Origin of the sequence: Kribbella pratensis (genome assembly GCF_004365355.1) — a bacterium.
Classification (GTDB): Bacteria; Actinomycetota; Actinomycetes; order Propionibacteriales; family Kribbellaceae; genus Kribbella.
Map to the genome: position 1 here is coordinate 92,444 of NZ_SODP01000003.1, position 18,769 is coordinate 111,212.

Genomic DNA, 18,769 nt, shown 5'->3' on the forward strand with positions numbered 1-18,769 from the left:
CGATGGCGACCATCGCAACCCTCTCGAGCAGTCCATCGGTGCCGTCCCGCACGGATGCCGTTCTCGACCATGTCACCAAGCGCCTGATCAGCCACGGTCACACCGTTACGCCGATCGTGTTGCGCGATCTTCCGGCCGAGCCGTTGCTGCGAGGTCAGGCCGATCATCCGGCGATCGCCGCGGCGGCCGCTGTCCTCGAAGCCGCGGACGCTGTCGTCGTCACGACGCCGGTGTACAAGGCGGCGTACTCCGGTCTGCTGAAGGTGTTCCTCGACCTGCTGCCGCAGTACGCACTGAAGGGCAAGACCGTGTTGCCGTTGGCAACGGGTGGTACGCCGGCGCATGTGCTGGTGATCGACTACGCGCTCCGTCCGGTGCTCACGAGCCTCGGTGCCGGAGCAATTGGGCAGGGCTGGTTCGTGCTGTCGTCGCACATCCACTTGTACGACGGGGGCGGGGTCCTGCTCGATCAGGCGGCGTCGGTGCCGCTGTACCAGGTGACGGAGGCGTTCCTCGCGACGGTCGAGGGCGAGCAGGTCATCGAGAGCGGGCCGGTGCAGCTCGCTGCGGTGGAGGCGATCCGGGTGCGGCCCGAAGATCCCGAGGCGGCGCCGCTGCTCTCGGATCTCGTGGTCGAGTACAGCAGCCGGTACGGGCGGATCAATGAGAACACGCAGCTGACCGAAGTGCCGGCGTCCGACTTCCACGTCGAGAGCGGCGGGGCGTTCGTCCTGCTGCGGTACGGCGGGCAGACGGTGGCCGGCGGCGCGATCCGTCGGTACGACGACGAGACGGCCGAGGTGAAGCGGATGTGGACATCCCATCTGCATCGGCGGCAAGGGCTGGGGCGTCGCGTACTGGCCGAGTTGGAGGCCGCGGCTGCGGATCTCGGGTATCGGCGGCTGTACCTGACGACAGGGCCGCGTCAACCGGAGGCGGCCGGGCTGTATCTGGCGGCCGGGTTCGAGCCGCAGTTCGACACGTCGGTCGATCCCGAGTCGATCGGACCGCTGCCTTTCACGAAGGAGATTCCGGTGGCCTTGAAGGTGGCGTCATGATCGTTGGTCTCGAGATCGATGGTGCGGGCGCGGATCCGGCTGCGTGGCGTGGGGCGGAGGTTGATCCGCGGGCGATTCTCACTGGTGAGTTGGCCTTGCGGGCGGTGCAGCGGGCGGAGGCGGCGGGGGTCGACTTCGCCACGTTCGTGGATACGTTGGAGGCGCCGGACGACGTACCCGATCGGGTGAGTGTGCGGCTGGACGCGCTCGGGCTGGCTGCGCGGATCGCGCCGTTGACGGAGCGGATCGGATTGTTGCCGACGATCACTGTCACGCATACGGAGCCGTTCCACGTGCAGGCGTCGGTGGCAACGCTCGATCATGTTTCTGGTGGGCGTGGTGGGTGGGTCGCGGACGTGTCGTCGTCGGCCGCCGCGGCCGCGGTCATCGGCCGGCGTGAGCCCGCACCTGCTGCGGAGACGTGGCGAGAGGCGCGGTACGTCGTCGACGTGAGCCGGCGCCTGTGGGACTCCTGGGAAGACGACGCGATCATCCGCGACGCGTCGACTGGGCGGTATGTCGACCGCGAGAAGCTGCACTACGTCGAGTTCGAGTCACCGACGTTCGACATCAAGGGCCCGTCGATCGTTCCCCGGCCGCCGCAAGGGCATCCGGTCACGGCGATCCGGGCCAGTAGCCCCGAGGCTCTGGAAGCAGCCGCCGACGCCGACCTCGTGCTGCTCCCGGACTCCGACGAACTACCCACCCAGCTGAACGCGCTGGTTGTCGTCTCGGTTGAGGTGCGGCCTCACCTCGATGGGGTGGAGGGGCTTGTTGCAGTCATTGAGGGTTTGGCTGCGGCCGGGGTTGACGGCGTTCATCTGCGGCCGGCGTCGCTGGAGCTTGATGTGCCGGTGATCGCGGACGAGTTGTTGCCGCGGCTGCGGGACCGCGGACTGGTCGGGGCGGCGGAGCGGGGCGGGAGCTTGCGCGGGCGGCTCGGGCTGGGGCGGCCGGGGAACAGCTATGTGGGGAGTGGGCGATGAGCAAGCAGATTCATCTGGCCGCGCATTTCCCGGGCGTGAACAACACGACGGTGTGGGCGGATCCGCAGGCCGGGTCGCAGATCGAGTTCGGCTCGTTCAGGCATCTGGCGGAGACCGCCGAGCGCGGGACGTTCGACTTCTTCTTCCTGGCTGAGGGTTTGCGGCTGCGTGAGGTGAAGGGGAAGATCCACGACCTCGACGTCGTCGGCCGGCCTGAGTCGCTGACCGTGCTGAGCGCACTGGCCGCCGTGACCTCGCATCTCGGTCTCGCGGCGACGGTGAACTCGACGTTCAACGAGCCGTACGAACTGGCGAAGCGGCTGTCCACACTCGACCACGTTTCGGGTGGTCGCGCGGCGTGGAACGTCGTGACGTCCTGGGATGCGTTCACCGGCGAGAACTTCCGTCGCGGCGGGTATCTGGACAAGGCGGACCGGTACGTCCGCGCCCAGGAATCGCTGCGGATCGTGCGGAAACTCTGGGATTCCTGGACCGAGGACCAGCTCGTCCTCGACCAGGCGGCAGGCGCGTTCGCCCGCGAGGGCGCTGGGGCCTTCGCGGACGAAGGCGCGCACTTCGACATCCGTGGGCGGTTCGGCCTGCCGCCGTCACCGCAAGGCCGGCCGGTGATCATCCAGGCGGGTGACAGCGACCAGGGGCGGGAATTCGCGGCGTCGGACGCGGACGTGATCTTCAGCCGGCACGGGACGTTCGAGGCCGGGAAAACCTTCTACAAGGACGTGAAGGCGCGGCTGTCGAAGTACGGACGGACCGAGGATTCGCTGAAGATCATGCCCGCGGTGACGGTCGTGGTCGCTGATACCGACGACGAGGCGATCGACAAGGCGGCGTACATCCGGGAGCAGCAGGTGTCCGGTCCGACCGCGCTCGTCCTCGCGGAACTGCTGTGGGGGCGCGATCTCTCGGCGTACGACCCCGATGGCCCGCTGCCGGCCGAGGACCCGGTGGTGGGGTCGTCGGTGACGCAGGGGCGGGTCGGGTACAACGATCCGTTCCCGGTCGTCGCGGAGTGGCGGGCGCAGGCGGAGGCGCACGGCTGGTCGCTGCGGCAGACGGTCATCAATCAGCAGAACCGGCAGACGTTCATCGGTTCGCCGACCACAGTTGCCGAGGCCGTCAACCATCACGTCCAGGAGGATGCCGCCGACGGGTTCGTGCTGGTCCCACATCTGACCCCGACAGGTCTCGACGACTTCGTCGACCGGGTCGTCCCGCTCCTGCGCGAGCGCGGCGTGTTCCGGGACGAGTACGGCGGTACGACGCTGCGCGACCACCTCGGGCTGCAGGTATGAGCGTGGCGGAGCTGCATCCCTGGAAGGAGCCGCCGGCAACCATCGTGTTCGTCGGCGGAGGGCCGCGGACCGTCGGGCTGCTTGAGCGGTTCGCGGCCAGTGCGCCGGAGTTGCTCGAGGGGCGCGACGTGGAGATCCATGTGGTGGACCCGTACCCGGTGGGCGGCGGGCGGATCTGGCGGCGGGAACAGTCGCGGCTGTTGTGGATGAACTCGATGACGTCGGACGTCACGATCTTCACCGACGAGTCGGTCGAATGCGACGGGCCGATCGTGGCGGGCCCGGATCTCGCGACCTGGGTCGCCGGCGAGGGTGCGGTGATCCTGGAGAAGGCCGGATTGGAGCAGCCGGGGCCGATGGACTTCCCACCGCGGCTGGTACAGGCGGAGTACCTTGCGTGGGTGTGGGAGCGCGTCGTCCGCGATCTCCCCGCGACCGTGACCACCCATCGCGAGCGGGCCGTCGGGCTCACCACGGACCAGCGGGTGATCCTGGAGTCGGGCCGGGAGATCGCGGCCGATGCGGTGATCCTTGCCCTCGGCTACCTGGACCGGTTGCCCACCGCATCGGAATCGGCGTGGGCGGCGCAGGCTGCGGATGCCGGGTTGACGTACATCCCGCCCGGTTACACCGCGGACGTCGACCTCGACGGGTTGTGGCCGAAGTCGCCGGTCATCGTGCGCGGGTTCGGGCAGGCGTTCATCGACCTGATGGTGTTGCTGACCGAGGGGCGGGGCGGCTGGTACGACGAATGCGACGGACTGCTCACGTACCACCCGTCGGGCGACGAGCCGGTCCTGTACGTCGGCTCGCGACGCGGCGTCCCGTACCACGCGAAACTCGGCTACACCGTCGCCGGAACGAAGCCGGTGCCTACGCGGTACCTGACGGCTGAGGCTCTTGGTGAAGGCCTGCTCGACTTCGACCGCGATGTAGCACCGCTGATCGAGAAAGAGTTGGCGTACGCCCACTACAAACAATTGTTCACCGCTCACCCCGAACGAGTCCGAGGGTCCTGGGACCAGTTCGCGCGTGCTCTGGACAACTGGACGCCCGTGGGGCGCGGAGCTGATCGGGAGTTCGAGACCGCGGTTGCGGCCGCTGTTCCTGACTCCGCGGACCGGTTCGTCCGGCACGAGGTGGATCGCCCCCTGGCCGGACGGTCGTTCGAGGACCGTGAAGGTTTCGAACGGTTCATGATCAGGTTGATCGAAGGCGATCTGGTTCGGCGGGCGGATCCGGCGTACTCGGCGGATCTTGCCGTGTTCAACGCCTTGCTGAGCATTTACAGCGTGTTGTCGCGGGCAATTACCGAGGGGCAGTTGTCGGACGAGGACCGGGTCCGCAAGGTCGAGACCGAGTGGCACGGATTCTTCTCGTTCGTGGCCAGTGGGCCGCCGCCACGGCGGTTGGAGGAACTGCTCGCCTTGCATCGGGCCGGGATCGTGCGGTTCGCCGGGCCGGAGCTCGATGTTGCTATCGACAACGACCGGTTCGTGGCCAAGAGCCCCGATATTGCCGGCGAGATCGTCGCGCGGGCGTTCGTCGAGGCGCGGTTGCCACGACCTGACGTACTCGCCACGACCGATCCGCTGCTGCGCGGTCTGCTCGACTCCGGCGCGCTGGCGGCCGACGAACTGTTCGCGGCCGACGGGACCAGCCTCGGTGGTGGGCAGCTCAAAGCCGACTCGCGGTCCCGCGCCATCCGCGCCGACGGATCCACGCACGAGGCGCTGTTCCTGCTGGGGCCGTCCGTGTCGGGCTCGGCCGGTTCGTCCGGGTTCTCCCGGCCGCATTTCAACGGTCCCGGCTTCCGGCAGAACGACGCCGTTGCGCGGGACCTGCTCACGCTGCTCGCACCCACCGTACGGAAGGAAGAACGTCATGCCAGTTGAGTTCCTGGGCATCGCCGGAACCAACCCGGCCAGCGAGGTGACGCCGCGAACCGGCGGCCCGCTGGACCTGGAGTACACGGCCAAGCTCGCCCGCGCGCACGAGGACAACGGCTGGGACCGCATCCTGTTCGCCTATCACTCCGGCTCACCCGACCCGGCCCAGGTCGCGGCGTACGTCGCCGGCCGCACCGGCCACATCAACCTGGTCGTCGCGCACCGGCCGAACGTCGCCTATCCGACGCTGACCGCGAAGACGTTCGCGACGCTTGACCACATCAGTGGGGGCCGGTTCGAGGTCCATGTGATCACCGGCGGGTCTACCGCGGACCAGGCCGCCGAGGGCGACTTCCTCGCCAAGGACGACCGCTACGGGCGGACACGCGAGTTCATCCAGATCCTCAAGCAGGCGTGGACCTCGGACCAGCGGTTCGACTTCACCGGCGAGCACTACCGCTTCGAGCAGTTCCTCGCCGACATCAAGCCGGTGCAGCAACCGCGCCCGCAGATCTCGTTCGGTGGCTCGTCCGACGCGGCGTACGCCGTCGGTGCCGCCGAGGCGGACATCTTCGCGCTCTGGGGCGAACCGCTCGCCGGGACCCGGGAACAGCTCGCGACGATCGATGCCGAAGCTGCTCGCGCGGGGCGCAAAGACCCCCCGACGATCCAGATCGCGTTCCGGCCGATCATCGCGCCGACCGAGGCACTCGCGTGGGAGAAGGCGGAAAACATCCTCGGCCGGATCAAGCAGGTACAGGCCGGCGGCGTGCCGGCGAGCACCCGGTTGCGCTCGAAGACTCCGGAGAATGCCGGCTCGCAGCGGTTGCTGAAGGCGGTCTCCGCCGGAGAGCGGCACGACCGGGCGCTCTGGACCGCACCGACCGGTCTGACCGGCGGTGGCGGAAACTCCACGGCACTCGTCGGAACGCCGGAAACAGTCGCGGCGGCGCTCCTCGACTACTACGACCTCGGCATCCGGATCTTCTCGGCCCGTGGCTACGACATCTACGACGACGCGATCGACTTCGGTCGCTACGTCATCCCGCTGGTCCGCTCCGAGGTAGCCCACCGCGAACAGAGGAAGGCCTCATGACAGTCATCTCCGACCTCGAGCAGGATTGGCACACCTGGCACGCGGCCCGCGAACGTGATCTCGACACGGACTACGGCTGGCTGTCCGTCGTCGCCTTCGACTGGCTGCCCTCGTCACCGGTTGCACTGGCCGGCCTGCCGGGCATCTGGTGGTCCGACGAGCAGCGTGCACACGTGACGGCCGACGGGCAGCTGACGCTCAGCGGCGAGCCCGTGCACGGCACCGTGTCCGCCAGTGTCGCCGAAGCCGGTTCACTCAGCTGGCTGCTGTACGGCGATCGCTTGGTCGAGCTAGTGCTCCGCGGTGGACGGTACGCCGTACGGCAGCGGGATCCGCGCGCTGCCACGAGGCAGGAGTTCAGCGGCGTACCGACGTACCCGCTGGATGACGGCTGGATCGTGACTGGTTACTTCACGCGGATCGCCAAGCCGCAACGAGTAGAGGTGTCCACCGCGCGGGAGGACCTGCGTCAGCACGTGACCGTGGTCGGCGCTGTGCATGTCGCGCTGGAAGGTACTGCGTACGAACTGGTCGCCACCGCAGCCGGGGACGGGCGTCTGAACCTGTCCTTCCATGACAAGACGAACGGCGAGGAGACCGCGCCCTGGCGGACGGTGACCACCGGACCGGTTGCCCGGGACGGATCAGTGGTGATCGACTTCAATCGGACGATCAACCTGCCGTTCGCCTTCACGGCGTACGGCACCTGTCCCGCGCCGGTCGCCGGCAACCGGCTCGGTCTGCCGGTCACCGCGGGCGAGAAGAAGGTCCGATGAGGTTCTGTACCTACACGCTGATCGACAACTCGCCCGATCCGATCAGCGGGGTGCAGCTGACGCCGGCGGAGCGATTCCAGCACGTCGTCCGTCAGGCGCAGTGGGCCGAGGAGCTGGGCTTCGACGCGTACGGCGTGGGCGAGCGCCATGCACAACGCTTCATCTCCTCGTCGCCGCCGGTCGTGTTGTCCTATATCGCTGCCGTGACGTCGCGGATCCGTCTGCTGACCACGGTGACTGTTCTGTCGCTACTGGACCCGGTTCGGGTCGCAGAGGACTACGCGACGCTGGACCAGCTGTCGGGCGGTCGGCTCGACATCATCATCGGCAAGGGGAACGACCCGGACCAGAACGCGCTGTTCGGGTACGAGCTGGACGGGCAGTGGGACCGCAACCGGGAGAAGTACGAGCTGCTCCGGCGGCTGCTGCGGGAGACCGGGGTCTCCTGGTCGGGCCGGTACCGGCCGGCGTTGACGGACGCGACCACGCAGCCTCGGCCCTACCGGGCGGACGGCATCCCGCTCTGGCACGGGTCAGCCTCGTCGACGGAGTCCACCGAGCTGGCGGCTCGCTGGGGTGACCCGTTGTTCTCGGCGAACGGGTTCCACCCGCTGGAGAAGTACGCCGGGTTGATCAGGCACTACCGGGAGCGCTGGGCGGCGTACGGGCGTGATCCCGCTGACGCGGTGGTCGGGGCGGGATTCAACGGGCTCTACGTTCGCAAGAGCTCGCAGGACGCGGTCGAGGGGTATCGGCCAGTCTTCGACGCGTTCATGGACTCGCCCGGGGCACGCCACAACCAGCTGCCGTTCCGGACGCTCGAGGAGTTCCTCGAGGGCGGATCGGTGCTGGTCGGGTCGCCGGAGCAGGTGATCGACAAGTTCGGTCGCTACCAGGAGGCGTTCGGCCATGAGCTGTCCGGCATCTCGCTGGAGGTCGCCGGACTCCCGGAGAGCGAGAACCGGGAGTCCGTCGAGACCTTCGTCACAGAGGTCATGCCAGTCCTGCGCTCGTCGTACCCGAGCCGCGTCTGGGCCTAGCCGTACGTCGGCTCCTGCGGCCAGCCCTCGGGGGAGTCCTCCCAGTCCTCCTGGCGGCCGTACGGCGCGTGATCGAGGAGGTGGTTCACGAAGAGCAGACGGTCGACCCCGCGCGAGCCGGTCGAGTACGTGCGGTACACGGTGTCGCCGTCGCGCAGGAACATGTTGAGGAGGAACCCGCCGCCCGCGCCGCAGTCGGCGGAGAACGACGTACCCGCAGATGAGGCGAACGGGACGTCCCAGCCCATCTTGGTCCAGTAGCCGGCCATCTGGTCGATCGGCATGTCCGACACGGTCGCCCAGGCGACACCGCTCCGTTCCAGCAGGTCGAGGTTGCCGACGTGCTTGGTGAAGTGCGTGCAGCCCGGGCAGAAGTGGTCCGGGCCGGAGTGCATGAACTGGTAGAGCGCGAGCTGCGGCTGGTCGCCGAACAGCTCCCGCAGCGTGACCGGCCCGTCCGGCCCGGCAAACGTGTACTCACCGAACTCCACCATCGGCAGCCGCCGGCGCTGCGCGGCGAGCCGGTCCTGCTCCCGGGTGGCCGCCTTCTCCGCGACCAGTAGCTCCGCGCGAGCCTTCTCCCACTCCTCGGCCGAGACAACTGTCGGCATTGCAGTCATGAGCTGTCCTTCCTTCTTCTAGGTCCTACTCCTATGACGAAGCCGCTCGGACCTTCTCGACATCCGATTTCTGCCGGTCGCAGACGAGTCTGGGTTCCCGGTGCCCGGACCGATAGGACTGTGCACATGAGGATCGCGATTCTGGGTGGGACCCGGTTCATCGGCAGGGCCGTCGTGGAGCGGCTGACGACGGAGGGGCACACGCTGCTGGTGGTCCACCGCGGCGACCACGAGCCGTCCGGCCTGCCGCCCGTCGAGCATGCCCACGTGGACCGCCATGACGGCGCGGCGCTGGCTGCGGCGCTCAAGCCGTTCGACCCGGAGGCGCTGGTCGACATCTCCGGGATGAACGCGGCGGCGGCAGACGCAGCGCTCGGTGCGGTCGGACCGGCGGTCAAGCTGGTCGCGATCTCGAGCTGTGATGTCTACCGCGCGTACGACGGTGTGCACTCGGACCGGACGACAGATGCACTCCCGTTGACGGAGGAGTCACCGCTGCGGGAGCGGCGGTTCATCGACGGATCGCAGTACGAGAACCTGGAGATGGAAGAGCGGTACCTGCCGCGTGGGGCGACCGTGCTGCGGCTGGGTGCGGTCTACGGCGAGCACGACTACCAGACGCGATTCGAGTTCGTACTGCGTCGGGTCCGGGCGGGCAGGAAGCGGATACCGGTCGGATCCGGGCAGTTCCTCTTCAGTCGCGTGTACGTCGGGGACGTGGCCTCCGCAGTGTCCTTGGTGCTGACGGGAGATTTCCCAGGTGCCTTCAACCTGGCGGAGCCGTCGACTGCGCCGTACCGGCTGTTCGCCGAGCAGATCCTGGCCGCGGCGGACGCTGCGGACGTCGAGCTGGTGAGGGTGCGGGACGAGCTGCTGCCGGAGGATCTGTCGCTCACCGGGACCGTCGACCAGCATCTACTGGTCGACTCGTCGAAGGCGCGGACGGTCCTCGGGTGGACGCCCGCGGACCCGGCCGGGACCCTGCTGACCTCGGTCCGCTGGCACCTGGCGAACCCGCCCACCGATGCGTCGGACGACTTCTCCGCGGACGACGCTGTACTGGACTGAAAATTGGTCAGAAGCACTCCTGGGAACCGGTATGCTTTCCGGGACGGACTGAGGGGCCTGCAGGGTCGGCCGGCTCGATTTCACATCGAGGTGGCGGACCGTGTAATCTCTCTCCTCGGCCCGCCCCTTTAGCTCAGTCGGCAGAGCGTCTCCATGGTAAGGAGAAGGTCTACGGTTCGATTCCGTAAAGGGGCTCGGAGAACGGCATCCCACCTTCGGGTGGGATCGCTCACCTCACCCGGCGGGGTAGCTCAGGTGGTTAGAGCACACGGCTCATAATCGTGGTGTCGCGGGTTCGACTCCCGCCCCCGCTACCGAATCAGTTCTTTCGAGAGTGCGATCACCCAAGTTGCGTACTCATTACATGAAGAGGTAGCAGTGGCCAAGTCGACCGACATTCGCCCGAAGATCACGCTGGCCTGCACGGTGTGCAAGGAGCGGAACTACATCACCAAGAAGAACCGGCGTAACGACCCGGACCGTCTTGAGCTGAAGAAGTACTGCCACCGGTGCAACGACCACACCGACCACCGCGAGACCCGCTGACCTCAGGTCTTTCGTAGACCTCATCAGCTTCGCGAGGGCCGCTTCGGATTGCCGAAGCGGCCCTTTGCTGTGCCCTCACACGCTCAGGATCGGGCGGCCGCCCTCATAAGCCGTGAGACGCTCGTCACGCGGAGTCAGACAGCAGGAGCCGCAGAGCGAGCCCTTGCCGACCTCGCTCGTGTAGTAGAGGCAGCAGGTGTTCCGCAGATAGACGAGCTTCCCGGCGGCAACCTCCACGTCCCCGAGCCGCTCGAGTCCGCCGGGTGCCTTCGCCACGAAGGTCCGCCAGCGCTCCAGGAGATACGCCGGTTCCACGGCGACCTCCTCGCGCGTCGCCGCACAGAAACCCATCGCGCATCCGGCCGTGACAGCGCCGTACACCTGGCGGAGTCCGGCCCGGGTCCGCCGGTGCAGCTCCTCGGACAGTGGCAGCAGGTGCTGGCGCAGTACGACGTCGTACAGCGTCTCCAATCCGCCGGGGAGGAAGGTGGCGGCGCGGACTGCGACGGCTGAGAGACCGTGGCCCTCGTGCGGCCGGACCCAGAGGTTCTGCGGGCGGATGTCGAGGACGCGGCCCTCCAGCGCCCAGAGCAAGAGCGCGGTCGCCGGTGCGCGGCCGGCGTAGAACGACATCATGCTGAGCGCGTTCGCATGAGCGGTGCGGTGGTTGCTGGCCTCGTCGTCGCGCTTGAGCAGCTCGGTGAGCTCAGGGCTGCCGGGCTCCAGGATCCGGTCCACGCGCAGCCACCCGTCGCCCTGCGGTTTACCGATCTCCAGCTTGTACCTCGGCGCGTACCGCGCCAGCCCAGCGACTGCCGTCACGTCAACCTTCCCCAGTCGGATCGTGGGCGGCGGCAACCCAGGACGAGTGCGCCCGGCGTGGGACCGCCAGGCGCGCTCCGACAGTCTGCCAGTAGGGTTAGCGGATATGACGATCGACGCCACGATGGTCGGCCGGAGCTACACGGCCGCCGAGTCCTACCAGGTCGGCCGGGAGAAGATTCGCGAGTTCGCCGACGCGATCGGCGACCCCAACCCGGCGTACATCGGTGATGACGCGGTCGCACCGCCGACCTTCGCGTTCATGCTCGGCAGCCGCGCGCTGGAGCAGTTGCTGAACGACGAGGAGCTCGGCCTGCGGCTGGACCGGATCGTCCACGGCGCGCAGAAGTTCAGCTACACCCGCCCGATCAAGGCCGGCGACGACATCGCCGCGACCGCCACCATCACCACTGTGCGCAAGGCCGGTGACGTCGAGGTGATCATGTACGAGACCGCCCTGACCACCGTCGACGGCGACCCGATCGCCACGTCGACGTCGACGATCTCGCACAACCGGGGTGAATCGTGATCGAGGTGGGCACCGAGCTCCCGCCGCTCACCGTGACATTCCGGCGCGAGGACCTGGTCCGGTACGCCGGTGCGAGCGGCGACTTCAACCCGATCCACTGGAGCGACCGGATGGCCGGCGCGCTCGGGCTGCCCGGCGTGATCGCACACGGCATGCTCACGATGGCGTCCGCGGCACGCGTCGTCACGGACTGGATCTCCGATCCGGCCGATCTGCTGGAGTACGGGGTTCGGTTCACGAAGCCCGTCGTCGTACCGGATGACGACAAGGGTGTGAATGTGACGTTCTCTGCCAAGGTCGACAAGGTCACCGACGGCCGCGCCGAGATCGACATCACCGCAGTTGCCGGCGAGGAGAAGGTACTCGGCCGGGCCAGGGCGGTCGTGCGCGTCCAGTGAGAACGCATGTGTCGCTGGCCGACTACACCACGCTGCGGATCGGCGGGCCGGCCGACAAGTTCGTCGAGGTCAGCACCGAGGACGACCTGATCACCGCGGTCCGCGACGCGGACGCCGCCGGCGAGCCGGTGCTGCTGCTCTCGGGCGGCAGCAATGTGGTGATCGGTGACGACGGGTTCCGTGGGACCGTCATCAAGATCGCGACCTCGGGGATCCGGGTGGACGCGGACATGTGCTCCGGGGCGATGGTGCACATCGCTGCCGGCGAGGACTGGGACGGCGTCGTACAACGCGCGATCGCCGAGGAGTGGAGCGGCCTCGAGTCGATGTCGGGCATCCCCGGTCTGACCGGCTCGACACCGGTGCAGAACGTCGGCGCTTACGGTCACGAGGTTGCCGAGACGATCGCGTCCGTGCGGGTGTGGGACCGGGTTCTCGGGCGGGTCGAGACGATCTTCGCCGCCGACTGTGGATTCAGCTACCGCAACTCCCGCTTCAAGGCGGATCCCTCGCGGTACGTCGTCCTCGAAGTCACCTTCCAGTTGACGCTGGGCGACCTGTCCGCGGAGGTCGGGTACGCCGAGCTGGCCCGGGTCCTGGACGTGGAACCGGGCTCCCGCGCGCCGATGACCGAGGTGCGCGAGGCCGTCCTCGGCCTGCGTCGCAGCAAGGGCATGGTCCTGGACCCCGCCGACCACGACACCTGGAGCGCCGGCTCCTTCTTCACCAACCCGATCCTCGACACCCCCGCCGAGGTCCCCGCCGGCGCCCCCCAATGGCCCCAACCCGACGGCCGGGTCAAAACCAGCGCGGCCTGGCTGATCGAACACGCCGGCGTCTCCAAGGGCTTCACCATGGGCGCAGCCGCAGTCTCCACCAAACACACCCTTGCCCTCACCAACCGCGGCAACGCCACCACCAAAGAACTCCTGACCCTGGCCACCCACGTCCGCTCCCAGGTCCAGCAAGCCTTCGACATCACCCTGGTCAACGAACCAGTCCTGGTGAACTGCTCGCTGTAAGGACAGGAGGTGTCGCCCGCCATGGGCGGCCCGGGTCGTCGCCTGAGCGTGGCGTCGCTCGGCCAGCTGGATACCTCCTGTCGTTAGCGACCCTGTGGACAACGCCGGCCGCGATCACGCCGAATCCGGGACGATCGATGGGTGACCTCCGTCGTCGAGATTCTGGCTCGGCTCGGCGGCTGCGCGACGGCCGCCGAGCTGACCGGTGTCGTGTCGTTCGGGGCCTTGAAGGCGGCGGTCCAGCGCGGTGAGGTCGAGCGGCTCGCCCGTGGGATCTATGGACTGCCGGCTCTCGGCCCCGACGTGCTGGCCGCGTATGCCTACGACGGCGTCGTCTCGTACACCAGCGCTGCTGTCGCCTGGGGACTGCCGGTCCTCGTACGGCCGGAGAAGCCACACGTCACCGTTCCCGCGAACCGTAGACCTCGGCCCGGGCGGCCGGCGGAGTTGCACTGGGCGGCGGTTTCCGCGGCCGAGCGCTCCGCGCGGCTGACGTCTCTCCTGCGAACGGTGCTCGACTGCTCTCGGGTCCTGCCGTTCGGCGAAGCGCTCGCGGTGGCCGACGCCGCGCTGGCTAGCGGCAAACTGACGAAGGACGAGCTCGAGGCGGCCGTCACGACCATGCGCGGACCGGGCTGCCCTAACGCCGCGCTCGTCGCAGCCCACGCGACCTGGCTCTCGGAGAGCATCTTGGAGTCGATGCTCCGGAGCCTTCTGATCGACGCGGGGATCGACGGGTTCGAGCCGCAGGTCTTGGTGGACACGGGCGGCATCCGGGCTCGGGTGGATCTCGGTCATCGGCCGGCCCAGATCGCCCTGGAGGCCGAGGGATACGAGTTCCACGGATCTCCGGCGTCGTTCGCCGCGGACTGCCGGCGGTACGACGATCTGGTCACCGCCGGCTGGCTGGTGCTTCGGTTCACTTACCAGCAGGTGATCGGCGATCCGACCTGGGTGGTCGAGAGCGTCCGTCGTGCGCTCCGGGATCGCTAACGACAGGAGGTGTCCCCGTCTCCGCCGATCGCTACGGAGGCGGGAAGAGCCACGGCCGCGTCTCGGAGCCGATACCTCCTGTCGTTAGCGGCTACGAAAAACTTTTGCAGCTGGTCTTCCCTCTCACCGCCGCTGTCGCTAATCTTTTGCAGAATCTGGTGGGAGGTGGAGTGTGAGGCGCAAAAGATTTTCTCGGCGGGAGGTTCTCGCGGGGATGGGTGCGGGGCTGGCGGCCGCGGTGGTGCCGGGATGTGGGAGCGGCGGCGGCGGGCGGTCCGGGGCTTTGCAGGTGTGGGGTGGGGTGCCGGCCGCGTCCGGGCCGGGGGATGTGGTGAAGGCCTTTCAGGAGAAGTTTCCGCAGTACCCGGTGAACTACACGCGGTTCGTCAACGACGATCGCGGCAACCTCAAGCTCGATACCGCGCTGCAGGGTGGCGTCGACATCGACGTGTACTTCACCTACTCGCAGGGTGCGATGGCGCTCAGGGCCGGGTCCGGACTCGCGGCGGACCTGACCGACCGGGTGACCGCTGACCCGGACCTGAAGGTGTTCCTCGACACCGAGCAGCCGCGGTCGTACATCGACAACGGCAAGGTGAAGGCGCTCGCCACCGCCCGGGAGCCGTTCTTCGTGCTGTTCAACGAGAAGCTCAGGCAGCAGGCCGGCGTGGAGCTCCCGCAGGCGTGGACGATCGACGAGTTCCGCAGTACGGCGAAGCGGCTGACCACGGACAAGACCGTCGGCGCCTACACGGTTCCGGACATCGCCCGGATCGCCCTCGGCCCCAACTACTGGTACGACGGCAACCGCAGCAACTTCGGCGACCCGCACTTCGAGCAGGGGTTCCGGGTCGGCCGCGAGATGATCGCCGACGGTACGGCGTTCCCGTGGACGGAGGTGCTCGCCCGGCACCTCGACGCGTACCAGCAGAACTCGTTCCTGACCGAGGAGTTCCATCTCTGGTCGACCGCGCCGTTCAACCTGCGCTACCTGTACGACGCGAAGAAGTACCCGCACGACTTCAAGGTCGCGTTCGCCCCGTCGCCGACCGTCGACGGCAAGGACTGGAACGGCGGCTCGTTCAGCAACTTCATCATGATCAACCCGAAGTCGCCGAAGTTCGAGGCGGCCTGGGCGTTCGTGAAGTTCTGGCTGACCGAGGGCGCGACGCCGATGCTCAAGGGCGGCAAACTCCCCGCGCTCGGCGGCGTCACCGACGACCAGGTGATCACCGGCATGCTCGGCAAGGAGCCGGACAAGTACTTCGACATGGACTCGTTCCGCCGGGTCGTACTCGAGGCGGATCCCAAGCTCGCAACCGATACCCGGCTGACCGGGTTCCCCGAGATCACCCTCGCCGTGAAGCAGCAGCGCGACCTGTGCTGGCTGGGCGAGAAGGACCCGGGCGTCGCGATCCGTGAGGTACGGCGGCTCGCCGACGCCGCGATCGCCCGTAACGAGAGGAGGCCCTGATGGCTACCGCCGCAGTCGCCACCGCCTCGGCGGTCCGGACCGAGAAGGCGCCGGGGATCAAGCCGCGCGGCTGGATCGGGTTCCTGTTCATCGCGCCGAACCTGCTCGGCGTGATCGCGTTCACCCTGATCCCGCTGATCAGCGTAGTTGTCCTTGCCTTCACCGACTGGAACCTGGTGTCCGGTCTCGGCGGCATCACCTTCAACGGCATCGACAACTTCGTCGCGATCGCGCGCGACCCCGGCTTCTGGCACGCGATCGGCCTGACGCTGGTGTACGTCGTGGTGTCGGTCCCGCTGACCGTCGTACTCGGACTCGCCCTCGGCATCGCGCTCAACCGCCCGCTGCCGGGACGCGCCGTACTGCGGGCGATCTTCTTCCTGCCCTACATCGTCAACGTGGTCGCGATCGGCATGACCTGGTTGATGCTGATGAACCCGAAGGCCGGCCTGGTCAACCAGGTCCTCGATGCCTTCGGCATCCGACCGGGCTGGTTCGCCTCGTCGCACTGGGCGCTGCCCGCGCTGATCGTGATGGCGATCTGGGGCGGCGTCGGGTACTGCTCGCTGATCTACCTGTCCGCGCTGCAGGACGCGCCCCGGCAGCTGTACGAAGCGGCCGACATCGACGGCGCGTCCGCGTGGGCGAAGTTCCGTGTGATCACCTGGCCGTCGTTGCTACCGACAACGATCTTCCTGCTGGTCACGCTGATCATCGGAGCGTCGCAGGGCTTCGGTCTGATCGCGCTGATCACCGCCGGCGGTCCCGGCGACTCGACCACGACGATCTCGTACTACATGTACCAAACAGGCTTCCAGTTCTACCGATTCGGCTATGCGTCCGCGATCGGCCTGGTGACGTTCGTCGGCGTACTCGTCCTGACGCTGTTGACCTGGCGAGCGCAGCGAGGAAGGGCCCTCAATGAGTAAGAAATGGTGGTGGGGGATCCCGCTGTGGATCCTGGCGCTGGCATTCCTCGCGCCGTTCGCGTGGATGATCTCGACCGCGCTGAAGCCGGACGTGGACGCGTACAAGATCCCGATGCAGTGGATCCCGAACCCGTTCCAGTGGGACAACTTCACCACGGTGCTGACCGGAGCGACCTCGGTGCTCCCGGCGTTCGGCCGTTCGATCTTCGTTGCGGTACTGCGGGTCGCGGGCGAGCTGATCACCGCGACGATGGCCGGCTACGCCTTCGCGCGGATGTCGTTCAAGGGCCGCGACAAGTTGTTCCTGCTCTATCTCGCGACGGCGATCATCCCGGCGCAGTTGCTGCTCGTGCCGCGGTTCATCTACTTCCAGAAGCTCGGGCTGTACGACACGTTGTGGGCGCTGATCCTGCCCGGCATGTTCACGGTCCTGGGCACGTTCCTGATGCGGCAGTTCTTCATCAGCCAGCCGGCCGAGTTCGCCGAAGCAGCCAGGATGGACGGCGCGAACGAGTGGCGGGTGTTCACCCGGATCTACTTGCCGTTGGCAACGCCGGTGATGAGCGCGCTCGGCATCCTCGCGTTCGTCTGGTCGTGGAACGACTACGAGACGCCGCTGGTGCTGATCAGCAACCCGGACCGCTACACGCTCCCGCTCAGCCTGACCAACTTCGTCGACGAACAGGGACAGATCGCGCCCGGCCTGACGATGGCCGCCTCGGTGATCTCGATCGTGCCGGTGCTGATCGTGTTCGTCGTCCTGCAACGCCGGTTCATCGCCGCCATGACTCACACAGGGATCAAATGAACAACGTCTCAGGTGTCTTCCCGCATCTCGCCCAGGTCGGCGACTTCGGCCCGCCGCGCAGCGAGCTCGGCGTCGGATCGCTGATGCCGTGGAACGGGAAGCTCTATGTCCAGAACTACAACTCCCACAAGGCTCCCTCCGGTGCCGGCGTCAGCCTCCGCCGGATCGACGCCGACTTCTCGATGGAGATCGTCGCGGAGACGCTCGGGGTGGACGGCACGTACACCAACCGATTCGTGCACTTCCCGACGTCCAAGCTCGTGCTCGGCCCGCATGTGATCTCTGCCGACCACAAGATCGTCACCATTCCCGAGCTCCAGCCGTTGCGTGTCTGCGGTACGTCGCGGCACCTGACCAAGCCCGACACGCATGTCTATGTGCTGGCGATGGAGGGCGAGCTGCTCGAGCTCGACCTCACGACGTACGAGTGCACACAGCTCTTCGACCTCAACGACGAGCTCGGCACCGACGGCGAGATGAAGGTGCATTACAAGGACTGCTACACGTCGTTCGGTCGGCTTGTCGTGTGCTCCAACGAGTACGCCGAACCCGAGTGGGCCGGCGTACGGTCGCGGGGACGGCTGGCGGAGTACGACGGTCGGACCTGGAAGGTACTGCGGGAGGATCCGTTCACCGCGATCGGCGGGCGACACGAATTCGGCGGGACGATCTTCGCGACCGGATGGGACCGGGCGTCGGCGATCCTCGAGGTCTTCACCGAGGCCGATCAGCAGTGGACGCGGTACCGGCTGCCGAAGGCGTCGCACTGTTTCGACCACAAGTGGCAGACCGAATGGCCGCGGATCCGGGAGGTCGAGCATGAGCGTCTGCTGCTCGACCATCACGGCATGTTCTACGAGCTGTCGCCGTGGGCGTACGGCGGGCGGATCTGGGGCGTGCGGCCGATCTCGACGCACTTGTGGGTGCTCGGCGACTTCTGCTCCTGGCGCGGGATGCTGGTCGCCGGCGCGGACAACGCGTCGCCGAGTCACGGGTTGAACCCGACTACCGCGGAGCCGCAGTCGGGGTTGTGGTTCGGGAAGACCGACGACCTGTGGAGCTTCGGGAAGCCCGCCGGCTGGGGTGGACCGTGGTGGGAGACGCCGGTCGAGGCCGGGGTGCCGTCCGATCCTTATCTGATGACCGGCTTCGACGGGAAGTGTCTGCATCTGGAGAACTTCTCGGACACTGCCTTGACGTTCACCGTCGAGATCGACTTCCACGGACACGGGCGGTTCGGTGCGGCCGCGGAGTTGACGGTCGAGCCCGGACAGATTCGTACGCACGTCTTCCCGCCCGGGTTCAGTGCGCACTGGGTGCGGGTGGTGAGCGACACCGACGGTGTGGCCAGTGCCCAGTTCGTCTATACGTGATGATCGCTGGATGGCAGACGACCGGGGCG

Annotated in this window: 19 protein-coding genes and 2 tRNA genes; 19 read left to right on the forward strand and 2 right to left on the reverse strand. The window is 67.6% G+C overall.

Features of this window, described 5'->3' with window-relative positions:
• The first annotated feature begins 2 nt into the window (after window positions 1-2).
• From ssuE to EV653_RS28130, 7 genes are read left to right on the forward strand one after another with little or no spacing between them, the layout of a single operon-like run.
• On the forward strand, window positions 3-1,058 hold the full coding sequence (gene ssuE, locus EV653_RS42610) for an NADPH-dependent FMN reductase (RefSeq protein ID WP_134107052.1): 1,056 nt from the start codon (window positions 3-5) through the stop codon (window positions 1,056-1,058).
• Window positions 1,055-2,044 carry an LLM class flavin-dependent oxidoreductase gene (locus tag EV653_RS28105; RefSeq protein ID WP_134107054.1) on the forward strand — a complete coding sequence of 330 codons (990 nt, stop codon included), beginning with the start codon at window positions 1,055-1,057 and terminating at the stop codon, window positions 2,042-2,044. The genes ssuE and EV653_RS28105 overlap by 4 nt, the downstream gene beginning before the upstream one ends.
• Window positions 2,041-3,357, forward strand: coding sequence for an NtaA/DmoA family FMN-dependent monooxygenase (locus tag EV653_RS28110; protein WP_134107056.1), 1,317 nt, complete (start codon window positions 2,041-2,043; stop codon window positions 3,355-3,357). Before EV653_RS28105 ends, EV653_RS28110 begins: the two co-directional genes overlap by 4 nt.
• Window positions 3,354-5,252 carry an FAD/NAD(P)-binding protein gene (locus tag EV653_RS28115; RefSeq protein ID WP_134107058.1) on the forward strand — a complete coding sequence of 633 codons (1,899 nt, stop codon included), beginning with the start codon at window positions 3,354-3,356 and terminating at the stop codon, window positions 5,250-5,252. The genes EV653_RS28110 and EV653_RS28115 overlap by 4 nt, the downstream gene beginning before the upstream one ends.
• Window positions 5,242-6,342: an LLM class flavin-dependent oxidoreductase gene (locus EV653_RS28120; protein WP_134107060.1), complete on the forward strand. Its 1,101-nt coding sequence runs from the start codon at window positions 5,242-5,244 to the stop codon at window positions 6,340-6,342. The genes EV653_RS28115 and EV653_RS28120 overlap by 11 nt, the downstream gene beginning before the upstream one ends.
• Window positions 6,339-7,118 carry a DUF1684 domain-containing protein gene (locus tag EV653_RS28125; protein WP_134107062.1) on the forward strand — a complete coding sequence of 260 codons (780 nt, stop codon included), beginning with the start codon at window positions 6,339-6,341 and terminating at the stop codon, window positions 7,116-7,118. The genes EV653_RS28120 and EV653_RS28125 overlap by 4 nt, the downstream gene beginning before the upstream one ends.
• On the forward strand, window positions 7,115-8,158 hold the full coding sequence (locus EV653_RS28130; RefSeq protein WP_134107064.1) for an LLM class flavin-dependent oxidoreductase: 1,044 nt from the start codon (window positions 7,115-7,117) through the stop codon (window positions 8,156-8,158). Before EV653_RS28125 ends, EV653_RS28130 begins: the two co-directional genes overlap by 4 nt.
• On the opposite strand, the gene EV653_RS28135 is transcribed toward EV653_RS28130, so the two are convergent.
• The gene (locus EV653_RS28135) at window positions 8,155-8,778 is read right to left on the reverse strand and encodes a DUF899 family protein (protein WP_134107066.1); all 624 of its coding nucleotides are present in this window, start codon (window positions 8,776-8,778) and stop codon (window positions 8,155-8,157) included. The genes EV653_RS28130 and EV653_RS28135 overlap by 4 nt on opposite strands.
• Before the next feature lie 126 nt (window positions 8,779-8,904).
• Here EV653_RS28135 and EV653_RS28140 point away from each other — a divergent pair, with 126 nt between their 5' ends.
• From EV653_RS28140 to rpmG, 4 genes are all read left to right on the forward strand, one after another.
• Window positions 8,905-9,846: an NAD-dependent epimerase/dehydratase family protein gene (locus EV653_RS28140; RefSeq protein WP_166679609.1), complete on the forward strand. Its 942-nt coding sequence runs from the start codon at window positions 8,905-8,907 to the stop codon at window positions 9,844-9,846.
• Between the two features lie 122 nt (window positions 9,847-9,968).
• Window positions 9,969-10,041, forward strand: a tRNA-Thr gene (locus tag EV653_RS28145).
• Window positions 10,042-10,086: 45 nt separating this feature from the next.
• A tRNA-Met gene (locus EV653_RS28150) sits at window positions 10,087-10,160 on the forward strand.
• A gap of 64 nt (window positions 10,161-10,224) precedes the next feature.
• Window positions 10,225-10,392: a 50S ribosomal protein L33 gene (gene rpmG / locus EV653_RS28155; RefSeq protein ID WP_130384703.1), complete on the forward strand. Its 168-nt coding sequence runs from the start codon at window positions 10,225-10,227 to the stop codon at window positions 10,390-10,392.
• A 75-nt stretch (window positions 10,393-10,467) separates the two neighbouring features.
• On the opposite strand, the gene EV653_RS28160 is transcribed toward rpmG, so the two are convergent.
• A complete protein-coding gene (locus EV653_RS28160; RefSeq protein ID WP_238160395.1) occupies window positions 10,468-11,214 on the reverse strand; it encodes a hypothetical protein in 747 nt (248 codons plus the stop codon).
• Window positions 11,215-11,320: 106 nt separating this feature from the next.
• On the opposite strand from EV653_RS28160, the gene EV653_RS28165 reads away from it, so the two are divergent.
• The 8 genes from EV653_RS28165 to EV653_RS28200 all read left to right on the forward strand — a co-directional run bounded on the left by EV653_RS28165 (window position 11,321) and on the right by EV653_RS28200 (window position 18,740).
• Window positions 11,321-11,743, forward strand: a complete 423-nt coding sequence (locus EV653_RS28165) for an FAS1-like dehydratase domain-containing protein (RefSeq protein WP_134107070.1) — start codon at window positions 11,321-11,323, stop codon at window positions 11,741-11,743.
• Entirely contained in the window at window positions 11,737-12,141 is a 405-nt protein-coding gene (locus EV653_RS28170; RefSeq protein ID WP_134107072.1) for a MaoC/PaaZ C-terminal domain-containing protein, read from the forward strand. The genes EV653_RS28165 and EV653_RS28170 overlap by 7 nt, the downstream gene beginning before the upstream one ends.
• Entirely contained in the window at window positions 12,138-13,163 is a 1,026-nt protein-coding gene (locus EV653_RS28175) for a UDP-N-acetylmuramate dehydrogenase (protein ID WP_238160406.1), read from the forward strand. Before EV653_RS28170 ends, EV653_RS28175 begins: the two co-directional genes overlap by 4 nt.
• A gap of 141 nt (window positions 13,164-13,304) precedes the next feature.
• Window positions 13,305-14,156, forward strand: a complete 852-nt coding sequence (locus tag EV653_RS28180) for a type IV toxin-antitoxin system AbiEi family antitoxin domain-containing protein (RefSeq protein WP_134107074.1) — start codon at window positions 13,305-13,307, stop codon at window positions 14,154-14,156.
• Between the two features lie 214 nt (window positions 14,157-14,370).
• A complete protein-coding gene (locus EV653_RS28185; protein ID WP_238160410.1) occupies window positions 14,371-15,630 on the forward strand; it encodes an ABC transporter substrate-binding protein in 1,260 nt (419 codons plus the stop codon).
• Window positions 15,630-16,559, forward strand: coding sequence for a carbohydrate ABC transporter permease (locus EV653_RS28190; protein WP_134107076.1), 930 nt, complete (start codon window positions 15,630-15,632; stop codon window positions 16,557-16,559). The genes EV653_RS28185 and EV653_RS28190 overlap by 1 nt, the downstream gene beginning before the upstream one ends.
• Window positions 16,552-17,367 carry a carbohydrate ABC transporter permease gene (locus tag EV653_RS28195; RefSeq protein ID WP_134107078.1) on the forward strand — a complete coding sequence of 272 codons (816 nt, stop codon included), beginning with the start codon at window positions 16,552-16,554 and terminating at the stop codon, window positions 17,365-17,367. Before EV653_RS28190 ends, EV653_RS28195 begins: the two co-directional genes overlap by 8 nt.
• Window positions 17,364-18,740 carry a hypothetical protein gene (locus tag EV653_RS28200; RefSeq protein WP_134107080.1) on the forward strand — a complete coding sequence of 459 codons (1,377 nt, stop codon included), beginning with the start codon at window positions 17,364-17,366 and terminating at the stop codon, window positions 18,738-18,740. The genes EV653_RS28195 and EV653_RS28200 overlap by 4 nt, the downstream gene beginning before the upstream one ends.
• Window positions 18,741-18,769 lie beyond the last annotated feature (29 nt).